This is a genomic window from Agromyces subbeticus DSM 16689 (assembly GCF_000421565.1).
Lineage (GTDB): Bacteria > Actinomycetota > Actinomycetes > Actinomycetales > Microbacteriaceae > Agromyces > Agromyces subbeticus.
The window spans coordinates 204,037-216,433 of the sequence record NZ_ATXG01000003.1 but is presented as its reverse complement, the minus strand read 5'-3'; the positions used below and the strand labels follow the sequence as shown (position 1 = coordinate 216,433).

The window sequence follows — 12,397 nt, the reverse complement described above, 5'->3', positions numbered from 1 at the left end:
CGAGTGACGATCGCGTTGTCTCGAGCATGACGAACATCGCCCCCACCCACATCGGACTCATCGGCGCAGGACACATCGGAGGCGCGGTCGCCCGCGGGCTCGTGAAGCTCGGCCACCGCGTGACGATCAGCAACTCGCGCGGGCCCGAATCCCTCGCCGACCTCGTTGCCGAGCTCGGCCCGAACGCAACGGCCGGCACGCCCGCCGAAGCCGCCGAAGCGGGGGAGTTCGTCGTCGTGTCGGTGCCGTTCAAGGCCTACCGCGACGTTCCCGTCGCCCCGCTCGCGGGAAAGATCGTGATCGACACGAACAACTACTACTGGGAGCGCGACGGGCACTTCGCCGAACTCGACGCCGGCGAGACGACGGTGTCGGGGGTGCTGCAGGCGCACCTGCCAGAATCGCGGGTCGCGAAGGGCTTCAACCACATCACGGCGCAGTCGATCCTCACCGACGGCACCCCTGCAGGCACGCCGGGTCGCCGCGCCCTCGCCACGGCGAGCGACTTCGACGACGCGGCCGCGCTCGTGACGGCGCTCTACGACGACTTCGGCTACGACACCGTGGTCGTCGGCCCGCTCGCCGACAGCTGGCGTGTCGAGCGCGATCGCCCGGCGTACGTCTCGGTGCAGAACCGCGAGGAGCTCGTGGCGAACCTCGCTCTCGCGGAGCGCGTGCTCGCCGCCTGACCCTCGGCTCGTCGTGGGCCGCGGCCACCCATGGTTCGACAGGCGCCACCCGCACTGCAGGCTCTGCGGTGCGCCTGTCGAACCCGGCGGGCTATTCGAGCCACTCCGTGATGAACGTCGGGCTCGCGTGGATGTGGGTCGAGATCATCGCCTCGGGGCCGACGACCACGAACTTGTGCGGCGTCAGCGCCGGCACCACGAGGATCTGCCCGCCCACGGCCTCGAGCCGCTCGTCGCCGACCGTGAACAGCGCGCGCCCGTGGCGGATCACGAATGTCTCGGTGTACGGGTGCTGGTGCAGCCGCGGCCCCGACCCGTCTTTCGCGTCGTAGGTGAGGATGAGCGAGACCCCCGACCCGATCGATTCACCCTCGATCGACTCGTGCCAGTAGACGTCATCTTCGGCGACGCCGCTTCGCTGGTGCATCAGGACCATTGCCGATTCCTCCCCGAATCGTTCGCGCCGGGGCATCCGCTCGCCCGTCGACCGTCGACGCACACACGGTACACCTCGCCTGCGGCCGCCGCACGTGCGGGCGCGTGCTCCGGCCGGTCTAGCCGAGCAGCCCGTCGAGCGCCGGGTGCAGGTGCCGCGTCGTGAGCACGGTCGCGGCGTGCCGTGCGCCGGCGGCGAGAGCGTCGGCGAGCGAGGCGCCGGCGAGATGCGCGTCGAGCACGCCCGCCATGAACGCGTCGCCGGCGCCGTTGGTGTCGAGCACCTCGACAGGTTCCGCCGGAACCTCGGTCAGCTGCATCCGCTCGTCGCCGTCGCCCCCGCCAGTGCTGACCGCGATCGCGCCGCGCTCGCCGAGGGTGCAGACGACGACGGTTGCCCCGCCGCGCACGCACTCCTCCATGAAGGGCACGGGGTCGTCGCCGATGCGGTCGGCGTTCATGAAGATCCAGTCGGCCGCGTCGATGAAGGGGCGGTGGAAGTCGGCGGTGCCGTCGTAGTCGTGGATGTCGGTCCAGATCGGGGTGCCGGCGGCGCGCGCCGCGTCGATGAGCCCGCGCGAACGCTCCGAGAGGTCGAGCACGATCGCCGGGGCATCCGTCATCGCCTGTGTCAGCTCGGTCGACGGCGGCGTGCCCGGGTCGGCGGGGGAGGAGAGGTAGAGCGAGACCCGTTCGCCCGCTCGCGTCATGAGGTTCAGGTGGCTCTCGGTGCGGGTCGCAGGAAGTGCAGCGAATTCGACTCCGGATGCTTCGAGTGCGCCGCGCACCCGGCGGCCCTCGTCATCGTCGGCGATCAGCGTGTGCAGCAGCACCGGCCGCCCGAGGCCCGCGAGGCCGAGGGCCTTGCCGGCCGACGTGCCGCCGATGGTCTCGTAGTCGTCGAGCGCGAACTGCATGTGCGGCACGGGTTCGGGCAGGTGATCGAGGTAGACGAGGCGGTTCCAGGCGGCGGGGCCGGAGATGACGATGGGCGCGTTCATAGTGCGCCAGCGTAGCGGTGGGCTGTACCGCCGTGAGGACCCCAATTGCGCTGGAGTACCGCGCATGCCTGCGTGCACCGCACTCCGGCGCGGATCGGGTCCTCTGATGATGCCGACTCCTGCTGGTAGCGTCGCAGCCGTGAATGCGATGAGTCCGGCACCCAGCACACTCGCGATCGACGCGGGGCAGTCGGGCATCAAGGTCAGGCACTCGGATGCCGCGGGCATCGGTGAGTGGTCGGCGCCTGGCATCCGCACCGACCTGCCGCTGCTGCCGCAACTTGCGCGCATCATCGAGCAGGCGCACGAGGCGGGGCGCACGGCCGAACGGGTCGGGCTCGGCGTCTCGGGGCTCACCGACGATGAGCGCGACGCCGGCTACCTGCTCGCCGCCGCGGTGCCGCTCGGCGCGCGCAGCGTGCACCTCGCCCACGACTCCATCACGGCGTACCTCGGCGCGCTCGGCGACCGGCGCGGCGTGGTGGTCGCCGCCGGCACGGGCGTCGTCACCCTCGCGGCGGGTGCCTCCGACATCGCGAGGGTCGATGGCTGGGGCTACCTCATGGGCGACGCCGGCAGCGGCTACTGGCTCGGCCGCGCCGGCCTCGACGCCGTCATGCGTGCGCACGACGGGCGGGGCGACGCGACCGGACTGAGCGAGGTCGTACGCGCCGACTTCCCCGATCTCGAAGCGGCGTACATCGAGTTGCAGGCCGACCCCGAGCGGGTGCAGCGCATCGCCTCGTATGCGCGGGCGGTGGCGGATGCCGCGGCCGCCGGCGACGCCGTCGCCGAGGTGCTCGTGACCGGTGCGGCGCGCGAACTCGCGACATCCGCGCTCGCCGGGCTCCGATGTGTCGGCGAGCTCGACGCGGCGGACGCGGCGGCCGCGGCGGTCTGCGGTGTCGGCGGTCTCTTCGCGGGCGAGGTGCTCGGCCGCGAGTTCGGTGTGGCGGTGCGCACAGTGCTGCCGAACGCCGACATCCGACTCGGTGAAGCGCACCCCGTCGACGGCGCCGCCGCGCTCGCCGACGTCGCGCCGACGAGCGCGCTCGCCCGGCATATCGCGTCGGCCAGCGTCTGACGCGGCGAGCCTGACGCCGCGAGCCCTGCGTCAGCGACGCGTGAGGTACGCCTCGATGCGATCGAACGCGCCGATCATCACCTCGTTCTGGAAGAAGTCGCGCACCTCGGGCGTCGGGAAGCCGGTCTGCTCGACGGTCATGAGCGTGCCCGCGTCGTTCGCCTCGAACGTGACGACGACGTGGGTCGTCATCGACTCGCCACCGGGATCGCTGCCGGTCGATTCGGTGACGAGACGGTGCGGCCGGTCGATCTCGAGAAAGGTCTGCACCTCGCGGAACAGGGTGTCGCGGTCGGGCCCCCACACCGCCGTCTGCACGCCGCCGACCCGCAGGTCGACCTCGATCTCGACCACGCCCGGCTCTTCATCGAGGATCGAGAACCAGATCTTCTGCTTCTCGGCGTCGGTGTAGGCGTCGAAGACCTCTTCAGGCGTGGCGGGCAGCTGTCGCTGCACCTTGAGGCCGATCGTCTCGTCAGCCGTGATGTCGCTCATGATTCCATTCCTTTCGAGAGGGTGAAGTAGGCGTCGAGGCCGTCGAGTCGACGCGCCCAGAGCCGCTGGTAGAAGGTGATCCACGCCATGGCGTCGTCCAATCGCTCGGAGCCGAGGCTCACCTGGCGCGCCCGGCCGACCTTCTCGGTCGTGACGAGACCGGCGGTCTCGAGCACGTCGACGTGCTTGCGGATGCCGGTGAGGGTCATGCCGCTCGGTTCGGCGAGTTCGGTGATCGTGGCAGGGCCGGAGCCGAGGCGCGTGAGGATGTCGCGACGCGTCTCATCGGCCAGGGCCGCGAAGGCCCGGTCGAGGTGCGCCGGGGCCGGTGGTGCCGATCGTTGCTGAACCATGTGGTTCAGTGTACGACACTGAACCGGATAGTTCAATGACGAGTTTCGTCGGTCGAGTAGCGAGCGCCAGCGAGCGTATCGAGACCTGGTGCGGGGTCTCGATACGGCCGCGGGCGGCCTACTCGACCGGCGACCGGTGGGCTACATCGTGTCGAGGATCGCGACCAGGTGCTCGAACGTCGTGTTCGGGTTGACGATCGCGAAGCGCGTGTTCGGCCGGCCGGCGTGCGAGCTCGGCGTCACGAAGGCGCGCTGCTCGTCGAGCAGTCGCGCCGACCACGCGTCGTAGTCGGCCTTCGACCAGCCGTCGCGCTCGAACACGACGACCGAGAGTTGCGGCGACCGCACGAGACTGAATCCATCGCGTGAGTCGATCTCGTCGGCGATGCACTGCGCGAGCGCGATCGAGCTCGAGATCGCCTCGCGATAGGCGGCACCGCCGTAGGTCGCGAGCGAGAACCAGAACGGAAGCCCCCGCGCGCGCCGGGTGAGGTGCGCCGCGTAGTCCGACGGGCTCCAGTCGCCGCCCTCGGTGAGGGTGTCGAGGTACTCGGCGTGCTGGGTGTGCGCCCGGCGACCCGTCTCGGGGTCGCGGTAGATGAGCGCGCACGCGTCGAACGGGGCGAAGAGCCACTTGTGCGGATCGACGATGACCGAGTCGGCGTGCTCCACCCCGGCGAAGCGGTCGTGCGCGAGCGGCGAGAGCATGCCGGCGAGGCCGTAGGCCCCGTCGACGTGGAACCAGAAGTCGAAGTCGCGCTTGAGCTCGGCGATCGAGGCGAGGTCGTCGACGATGCCGAAGTTGGTCGATCCGGCGGTCGCGACGACGGCGAAGACGGATGCCCCGTGCGCCTCGAGTGCGGCCCGCACCTCGTCGCCCCGCAGCATGCCGTCGCCGGCCGGGGTCACGGGCACGACGTCGACGTCCATCACGCGGGCGGCCGATGCGATCGAGGAGTGCGCCTCGGCGCTGCACACGATCTTCCAGCGACCACCGGGCGGGGCCGGCACCGCGGCATCCGCTTCGTCGCCGGCGAGGTTGCCGGCGAGCTCGGCCGCGAGTCGATGGCGCGCGTGCTCGCGGGCCGCGACGAGTGCCGAGAGGTTACCGAGGGTGCCGCCCTGCACGAAGACGCCGCCCGACGTCGACGGCAGGCCGAACTCCCGGCCGAGCCACGACAGCACCTCGTTCTCGGCGTACACGGCACCGGCTCCTTCGAGCCACGAGCCGCCGTAGAGGGCGCTCGCCGAGACTACGAGGTCGAAGGCGGTCGCGGCCTTCGTGGGCGCCGTCGGAATGAAGGAGAGGTACTGCGGGTGATCGGTCGTGATGCAGGCGGGCGCGAGTACGTGCTCGAAGAGCGCGAGGGCCCGGGCCGCCCCGATGCCCTGCTCGTCGATCGTGCGGCCGGCGAGCCGGCGCAGCTCGGACTCTGAGACGGGCTTGTCGAGCGGGGTGTCGTCGCTGAGAATGCGGCGGCGCGAGTAGCCGAGCACGAGGTCGACGAGGTGGGATGTCTCGTCGGAGGTCGAGTGCATGCGCGTCGCTGGGTCGCGCCCCTCGCCGGCGGTTGCGCCGGCAGTGCCGGCGGCGGCGGCCTTCGCGTTCGCCTCGCGTGCGGAATCGTTGCGGTGCATGCGGATGTCCCTTTCGCTCGGCCTGCCGGGTTGCCGGCGGGCCACAGGAGAGTTTCACATACCCCGGACGATTCGCAAAGAACGCTCACGAATCCTGCACAGCACGCGCGAGAGCGGCGTTTTGCCGGGCGAACGCGCAACAATAGTGCCCTCGCGCCGACCGTGAATCATGGCGCGAACACGCCCGGCGTCGTGCCCAGGATCCGCCGGAAGTGCCGCGTCAGGTGGGCCTGATCATGGAAGCCGGCGTGCACCGCGGCTTCCGCGGGCGGAAGCCCGCCGAGCAGGAGTCGGCGTGCACGGTCGACCCGACGACCCGTCACGTAGCGGTGGGGTGCGATGCCGTACGACTGGGAGAAGACGCGCACCAGATGACTCGGGTGCGCTCCGAGCTGCCGAGCGGCTTCTGCGAGCGTGAACGTCTCGAGCAGGCGGTCGTCGAGCAGTTCACGCAGGCGTCGCGCCAGTGGGGTGTCTCGACGGGAGGTCGACGCGGTTCCGAGGTGGGTGAGCACGTGCTGCCGCAACACGAGCACCTGATGTTCGGCAGCCATGACCTCGACCGGCGAGCGGAGCACCGCGTGGAGGTGCCGAACGGCGGTGATCGAACCGGGAGAGATGATCGTGGGACGTGTCGCCGCGGCATCCGGTGCCGGAGCAGGCAGCCAATCGGGTTCCAGGTACAGCACCCGCTTGCGGAACCCCTTGCCATCGATCGCCGATCGCCCGTCGTGCGGAACACCCGGCGGCAGCAGGGTGATCGATGCCGGAGTCGCGTGGTGGGCTGCACGGTCGAGGTCGTAGGCGACGGCGCCGTCGTCGATCAGGAGCACCGTCCAGTCGTCATGCGTGTGCGCCGGGTACGCGTGCTGCTCGAACGTGGCGTGCAGCACCTCCCGCACCGACGGCACCGCGGGGTGCCACGCGCGCACCGAGTCGACCATGCAAGAAACGTACAAGACGTCGCCGTGCGTCGCGCGAAGACTGGGAGCATGCCAGCCAGTGCACATGCCTCACCCATTGCCGACGCCTCACCCGAATTCGCGGCCCCGGTTCGCTTCGACACGAAGGTCGTCATCGTGCTGAACGACGACCTCGCTCCGTGGCAGGAGCTGAACGTGACCGCGTTCCTGATGAGCGGAATCGCAACCAGCGGCCAGGATCTCACGGGGGAGCCGTATCGCGATCGCGACGGCAACGAGTACCTGCCGATGCTGCGACAGCCCGTGCTCGTCATGACGGCGACCGCCGAGCTGCTTCGGGTGGCCCGGTCGAAGGCGACCGACCGCGGGGTGGCCCTCGCGGTGTACACCCGGGAGCTCTTCTCGACCGGGCATGACGATGCCAACCGCGCTGCCGTCGCCGCCGTCGGCGCCGATGACCTCGACCTCGTCGGGATCGGCCTGCGCGGACCGCGCAACGTCATCGACCGCATCGTCAAGGGAGCTCGACTGCACGAGTAGGCCCGCGCGCAATCGGTCGCGAGGGCGCATCGGCGTTCGGCGTGAATAGACTTCGCCAATGGTGAGCGCATGGAACGAGCAGGCCGCTGAATACCTGCTCGCCTCGACGATCTGTCCGCGGTGCGATGCCGAGTTGCGCGAGAGCGCGGTCTGCACCTCGTGCCGCGCAGACCTGCGGGGCACCGAGGGCGCTCTCGTCTGGGCTGCCTCACAACGCGCCGCCGACGCCGTGCTCGAGCGCCAGCGGCTCATCGCGGCGCTGCCGACGCTGTCGGCGGTGGTGGCGGCGAACGCGCGCACCACCGCCCGATCGGCTCGGCCCGCTCCCGCTGCGTCGGCTCCCGTTCAAGCGGGCGCGACGGCCGGCGCTTCCGTCACCGCCGCCGCATCCGCGGGTTCAGTCGCCGCGGCCACCGAGGCGACACCGAGAACGGATGCCGCCGCGCCGGCCTCGAGCTCGCAACTGAGCGTGCAATCGGTGCTGGCCGTGGCGGGGGCGGGCCTCTTCGCGGTCGCCGCGATCGTCTTCACCTTCTTGAACCCCGACGTGGGCTTCGGCATGCGCACGACCGTGATCGCGGTCGTGACGGCGATCTTCCTCGCGGGCGCCTGGGTGCTGCGGCGCCGGGGCGTGCAGTTCTCGGCCGAGGCGATCGGTGCGCTCGGCATGGTGTTCCTCGCGCTCGACGTCTGGGCGCTCTCCGAACTCGCTCCGCCCGCCATGAGCGGGTGGCTGTTCGCGGCGATCGGCACGTTCCTCGCCGCCGCGGTGATGCTGGCGGTCGCGTGGCTCGCGCGCATCCGTTCGTGGTGGTGGACGGCGCTCGTCGGCCTGACACTGGTGCCGGCGCTGCTCGGGTACGCGGCCGGCGGCTGGGGCTCGGCCTGGGGCCACGTCGGCGTGATCGCGGTCGCACTCGCCACCCAGCGGCTCGTGCGCTTCGCCGGTTCTCGATTCGATAGCGGCATGCGGGCCGATGCCGTCACCCTCACTGTTCTGCAGCTGCTCGCCACCGCGATCGTGCTCGTGCAACTCCTCGTGCTTCCCGCGGCGACTCCGCAGTCGGGTGCGCTCGCTCGAGTAGCGGTGCTCGCGCTGCTCGCGGTGCTCACGGTACTCGCCACCCGCGACGGCCTCGCCCGGTTCTGGAGCGTCGCGGCGGGTGCCTTCGGCACCGCGGCCCTCGCCCTGCTGCCGCTCGCGCTCGCGAACCTCGATCCGACCTGGCTGCCGGCACTCGTGCCACTCGCCGCTGCGCTCGGCGTCGCGGCATCCGGGCTCGTCGGCCTCGTGGTGCCCGCCGGCACGGTGCGGGCCCGCGCCCTCCAGGCCGGTGCACTGGCCGTTGGGCTCGGGTCCGCACTGCCGGCAGGGCTCACGGCGCTCACCACCTTCGGCACGGTCACCCTGGCGTTCCTCGGCACGGGCCTCGCGCCGTTCCGGGGAGCTTCGATCGATGACCGGCGCGACTCGTTCGACCCGGCCTACGGCCTTCCCGCCGACTCGGTGCTGGCGGCCGTGCTCGGGCTCGTCGCAGCAGCCCTCGGAATCGCCGCGCTCGCGGCCGCTGCCCGGCGTGCCGAGGCGGCGACGCCCGATCGCCGCAGCGGATTCCCGGTCGGCATGCTCGTGCTCGCCCTGTGGATCGGGGCGCTCGGCACCGCCGCGTTCGTCGGCTGGCCGGCTCTGGTGCCGCTCGCGGGTGCCGGCGTCGGCATCGCGATCGCGGTGCTCGCCACCGGTGCCGTGACGCTGCCGTGGTCGCGGTTCACTGTGGCGCGAGCGAGTGTGCGAGCGCCGTTCGTCGTGCTCGCCCACGTAGCGCTGGTCGGCGCCGCGTTCATCAGCTGGATCGAGCTCGCCGTCACGGTGCCGGTCGGCGTCGTGGTCGTGGGTGCCGTGCTCGTCGTCGCGCGAGGGGTGCCGGCCGGCGCCCGCGTCATCCACGTCGGCGCCGCGTACGCCTACGCGCTCGTGATCTTCGCGACCGCGCTCGACCGCCTCGGCGTCATCACGATCGCGGTGCTGTGCCTCACGACGACGGCCGCCGCGCTCTGCGCGCTCGCGGCGACGCTCGTGCGGCGGCTCGACGCGCGGTCGTGGTACGCCATCCTCGTGGTCACGGCCGTGCCGTTCCTGATCGGTGTCGCCACGGTGCTCCGCGAGCCGAACGGCTGGACCGCGCTCTCCACGGCGGTCACCTTCCTGCTCGCCCTCGCGCTCGTGCTCACGCGGCGTCCGGGCTTGAACCGCATCGTGCGCTCGGCAGCCGCAGCGATGCTCGTGCCGTCGCTCGCGGTCGTCGCCGTGTGCCTCGGCTCGGAGTTTCTCGAGGTCAGCGGGTCTCCGGTCGTGCTGCCGGTCATCGCCGCGATCGTGGCGTTCGTGCTGCCGGCCACGAAGGCCATCGAGTCGGCGCTCGCCCGCCATGGCCATGACGCCGGCACCGCGGCATCCGTGCGCCTCTGGATCGAGATCTCCTCGCTCGTGACCGCTGCGATCGCGGTCGTGCTCGCGCTCGTGCGCGACGCGGCGGGGCTCGGCACGGCGATGGCCGTGCTCGTGGTGCTCGGCCTCGGCTTCGCCGCGACCCGCATCGTCGCCGGCCGGGCGTACGGCTGGTGGCTCGCCGCCGCGAGCTGGACCGGCGCGCTCTGGTGCGCCTGGGCGATGCTCGACATCGAGGTCGTCGAGCCGTACACGTTGCCGCCGGCGCTCGTCGCGGTCGTCGTCGGAGCGGTCGGCGTGGCGCGCGGTCGATCCGGCCTCGCACTGTTCACGATCGGCGCGACCTGCGCGCTCGTGCCCTCGCTCGTGCTGCTCGCGGCGTGGGGCTCGGTCGATGGCGGGTTCGCCTGGCGAACGGCGGCGCTCATCGCGGCATCCGTCGCCCTGCTCGTCGTGGGGCGACTGCTCACGCACTCTGCAGCGCTGACGCGGGTGCGGATGCTTCGACTCCCGGTGCTCGTCGGCGCCCTCGTCGCTGCGGCGGCCGCGCCGATCCAGGCGGTGCGGTGGGGGCTCGAGCGCGACACGCTCGCGCTCGCCGACCCTGATCTCGTGATGGTGCCCGTGCTTGGACTGACCCTCGCCGGGGTCGTGCTCGCGGTCGCCGCGGTGTGGGTGCTGCACGACGGCGCGAGGGTCGCCGTCGATGGCCTGGCGAGCTCGCCGCTCGGGCCGAGAACTGCGGGTGCGGAGGATCCGTCGAACTCGGCGGCCGGCACGATCTTCGACGAGTGGGTGCTCGGCACGCGGTGGTTGTTCGCTCCGGCCCTGTTGTTCCTCGTCGCGGGGCCGATCTCGGCGGTTCGCCGCGAGTGGTTCGCGATCTGGACCCTCTGGGTGCTGATGGCGCTGCTGCTCGCGCTCGCACTCGTCACGGTGGCGCTCGCGCGGCGTGCGAAGCCGGTGCTGCCGCCGTTCTGGTTCACCTACGCGCTCGCGTGGGTGACCGGCGTCACCGGCTGGAGCGAGCGCGACCTGCGGGTCGAGGTGTTCTCGCTGCCGCTCGGGCTCGTGGTGCTCGCGGCGGGCGTGATCGCGATGCGGTCGGGAGACGCGGCGCCTCCCTCTGCGAACGTGACCACGAGGCATCCGTCGTTCAATTCGTGGCCGATCGGGTTCCGAGGCAGCTGGCGCCTGCTCGCGCCGGGCATCGTGCTGACCTTCCTGCCGTCGGTGCTCGCGACGGGCACCGACCCGCAGCTCTACCGGCCGATTCTCGTGATCGCCCTCGCGCTCGTCGCGATCCTCGTGGGTTCGTCGCGCAAGCTCGCGGCGCCGTTCCTGCTCGGCCTCGCGGTGCTGCCGATCGAGAACATCGTCGTGTTCTCGGCGCAGGTCGACCGCGCCGTCGGCGCGATGCCGTGGTGGATCACGCTCGCGACCGCTGGCGCGGTGCTGCTCGCGATCGCCGTCGGATCGGAGCGACGCACGAATCAGGGCGGGGGCGTGGCTGCCAGGTTGCGCGAGCTCGAGTAGAGCCCGCCGCGGCCGGCCACCCGCTCAGCGCCGCACGAACTCCCGCACGACCTCTTCATCGACGTCGACGCCGAGCCCAGGCCCGGTCGGCACCACGAATCCGCCGTCGGGCTGCACCTCGAGCGGCGTCGTGAGGATGCGGTTGGCCACTGGCAGGGTGAGGGGCTGGTACTCGAAGGCGAGCAACGACGGCGAGCTCGCGGCGACGTGCACGCCCGCGGCCATGGCGATGCCGAAGGCGGCCGAGTGGTGCGGCGCGACCTGCACGTGGAACGCGTCGGCGACCGCCGCGATCGCGAGGCCCTCGGTGATGCCCGTGCGCCCGATATCGGGCTGGGTGAGCCCGACCGCACGGCGCGAGAGCCAGTCGGTGAACTCGAAGCGGCTGCGCATGGCCTCGCCCACGGCGACGGGAGTGTCGATCGAGGCGGCCAGGTCGCGGTGGCCCTCGACGTCTTCGGGGGCGAGCGGCGCCTCGAAGAACCACGCGTGGCGGTCGTCGAGCTCTCGCCCGAGGGCCTTCGCCTCGCCGAGACGGTAGCTCCAGTGCGCGTCGAGCGCGACGTCGAGGTCGGGGTGCACGTCGCGGACCGCGTCGTAGGTCGCGAGGTCGGTGCGGAGGTCGGTGCCGAGGTGCATCTTGAACCGGCGCACACCGGCGTCGACGAGCGCGGCGGCGCCCGCGGCGATCTCGGCATCATCGGCCCCCCGCACTCCCGAGACGTAGGTCGGCAGCACCTCGGCGAACCGCCCGCCCGCGAGCTCCGACACCGAGAGGCCGGTCGCCTTGCCCCAGAGGTCCCACAAGGCGATGTCGACGGCGGCCATCGCGTCTGCCTGGTGTCCGGTCAGGTGCCCGCGCTCGCGCATCGATTCAGACATGCGGTGCCAGAGAGTGCGCACCGAGCGCGGGTCTTCGCCGATGATGAGCGGGGTGAGCAGGTGGTCGACGATCGCGGCCGCGACCTCGGGGGCGACAGGGGCGAGGCCCTCGCCCCAGCCCACCAGGCCGTCGTCGGTCTCGATCTTCACGATGAGCGTCTCGTAGCCGGGGGAGTAGAGGCTCCGCCACGGTGGCCGGATCATGTACCCGCGGTGCTCGACCGCCGCTTCGCCCGCGTAGGAGTTGGCGGCATCCTCCTTCGACAGGAAGAGCGGGAAGGTCTGGACGCGCGCGATTCTCACTGGGTCTCCGGTGACTTGAGTGGTCGAGAAGCCGTCGACGGATGCCGCGGCGAGGGGTTCAGGGTGGGG

Annotated in this window: 11 protein-coding genes; 4 read left to right on the top strand and 7 right to left on the bottom strand. The window is 71.6% G+C overall.

Annotation, left to right across the window (positions count from 1 at the left end):
- Positions 1 to 26 precede the first annotated feature (26 nt).
- On the top strand, positions 27 to 689 hold the full coding sequence (locus tag H521_RS0107110; RefSeq protein WP_022892339.1) for an NADPH-dependent F420 reductase: 663 nt from the start codon (positions 27 to 29) through the stop codon (positions 687 to 689).
- Positions 690 to 780: 91 nt separating this feature from the next.
- Here H521_RS0107110 and H521_RS0107105 read toward each other — a convergent pair whose 3' ends face one another.
- The gene (locus H521_RS0107105; RefSeq protein WP_022892338.1) at positions 781 to 1,125 is read right to left on the bottom strand and encodes a cupin domain-containing protein; all 345 of its coding nucleotides are present in this window, start codon (positions 1,123 to 1,125) and stop codon (positions 781 to 783) included.
- A gap of 118 nt (positions 1,126 to 1,243) precedes the next feature.
- Positions 1,244 to 2,125, bottom strand: a complete 882-nt coding sequence (locus tag H521_RS0107100) for a carbohydrate kinase family protein (protein ID WP_022892337.1) — start codon at positions 2,123 to 2,125, stop codon at positions 1,244 to 1,246.
- A 148-nt stretch (positions 2,126 to 2,273) separates the two neighbouring features.
- Here H521_RS0107100 and H521_RS0107095 point away from each other — a divergent pair, with 148 nt between their 5' ends.
- Positions 2,274 to 3,209: a BadF/BadG/BcrA/BcrD ATPase family protein gene (locus H521_RS0107095; protein WP_040424107.1), complete on the top strand. Its 936-nt coding sequence runs from the start codon at positions 2,274 to 2,276 to the stop codon at positions 3,207 to 3,209.
- 30 nt (positions 3,210 to 3,239) lie between these two features.
- Here H521_RS0107095 and H521_RS0107090 read toward each other — a convergent pair whose 3' ends face one another.
- From H521_RS0107090 to H521_RS0107075, 4 genes are all read right to left on the bottom strand, one after another.
- Positions 3,240 to 3,704: an SRPBCC family protein gene (locus H521_RS0107090; RefSeq protein WP_026482018.1), complete on the bottom strand. Its 465-nt coding sequence runs from the start codon at positions 3,702 to 3,704 to the stop codon at positions 3,240 to 3,242.
- The gene (locus H521_RS0107085) at positions 3,701 to 4,057 is read right to left on the bottom strand and encodes an ArsR/SmtB family transcription factor (protein WP_022892335.1); all 357 of its coding nucleotides are present in this window, start codon (positions 4,055 to 4,057) and stop codon (positions 3,701 to 3,703) included. Before H521_RS0107085 ends, H521_RS0107090 begins: the two co-directional genes overlap by 4 nt.
- A 141-nt stretch (positions 4,058 to 4,198) precedes the next feature.
- The gene (locus H521_RS0107080; RefSeq protein WP_026482017.1) at positions 4,199 to 5,596 is read right to left on the bottom strand and encodes a pyridoxal phosphate-dependent decarboxylase family protein; all 1,398 of its coding nucleotides are present in this window, start codon (positions 5,594 to 5,596) and stop codon (positions 4,199 to 4,201) included.
- Positions 5,597 to 5,862: 266 nt separating this feature from the next.
- A complete protein-coding gene (locus H521_RS0107075) occupies positions 5,863 to 6,639 on the bottom strand; it encodes a helix-turn-helix transcriptional regulator (RefSeq protein ID WP_022892333.1) in 777 nt (258 codons plus the stop codon).
- A 48-nt stretch (positions 6,640 to 6,687) separates the two neighbouring features.
- On the opposite strand from H521_RS0107075, the gene H521_RS0107070 reads away from it, so the two are divergent.
- Entirely contained in the window at positions 6,688 to 7,158 is a 471-nt protein-coding gene (locus H521_RS0107070; protein ID WP_022892332.1) for a DUF2000 family protein, read from the top strand.
- Between the two features lie 58 nt (positions 7,159 to 7,216).
- Complete coding sequence (locus H521_RS0107065) at positions 7,217 to 11,143, top strand: SCO7613 C-terminal domain-containing membrane protein (RefSeq protein ID WP_022892331.1); 3,927 nt, start codon at positions 7,217 to 7,219, stop codon at positions 11,141 to 11,143.
- A gap of 24 nt (positions 11,144 to 11,167) precedes the next feature.
- Here the strand turns inward: H521_RS0107065 and H521_RS0107060 are convergent, their stop codons facing one another.
- A complete protein-coding gene (locus tag H521_RS0107060; protein ID WP_022892330.1) occupies positions 11,168 to 12,328 on the bottom strand; it encodes a mandelate racemase/muconate lactonizing enzyme family protein in 1,161 nt (386 codons plus the stop codon).
- Positions 12,329 to 12,397: the final 69 nt, after the last annotated feature.

Excerpts from the sequence above, each read along its gene's own strand:
- H521_RS0107085 (WP_022892335.1), bottom strand. The coding sequence starts at position 4,057 with ATGGTTCAGCAACGATCGGCACCACCGGCCCCGGCGCACCTCGACCGG.
- H521_RS0107080 (WP_026482017.1), bottom strand. The coding sequence starts at position 5,596 with ATGCACTCGACCTCCGACGAGACATCCCACCTCGTCGACCTCGTGCTC.
- H521_RS0107065 (WP_022892331.1), top strand. The coding sequence starts at position 7,217 with ATGGTGAGCGCATGGAACGAGCAGGCCGCTGAATACCTGCTCGCCTCG.
- H521_RS0107105 (WP_022892338.1), bottom strand. The coding sequence starts at position 1,125 with ATGGTCCTGATGCACCAGCGAAGCGGCGTCGCCGAAGATGACGTCTAC.
- H521_RS0107110 (WP_022892339.1), top strand. The coding sequence starts at position 27 with ATGACGAACATCGCCCCCACCCACATCGGACTCATCGGCGCAGGACAC.
- H521_RS0107070 (WP_022892332.1), top strand. The coding sequence starts at position 6,688 with ATGCCAGCCAGTGCACATGCCTCACCCATTGCCGACGCCTCACCCGAA.
- H521_RS0107075 (WP_022892333.1), bottom strand. The coding sequence starts at position 6,639 with ATGGTCGACTCGGTGCGCGCGTGGCACCCCGCGGTGCCGTCGGTGCGG.
- H521_RS0107095 (WP_040424107.1), top strand. The coding sequence starts at position 2,274 with ATGAGTCCGGCACCCAGCACACTCGCGATCGACGCGGGGCAGTCGGGC.
- H521_RS0107090 (WP_026482018.1), bottom strand. The coding sequence starts at position 3,704 with ATGAGCGACATCACGGCTGACGAGACGATCGGCCTCAAGGTGCAGCGA.
- H521_RS0107100 (WP_022892337.1), bottom strand. The coding sequence starts at position 2,125 with ATGAACGCGCCCATCGTCATCTCCGGCCCCGCCGCCTGGAACCGCCTC.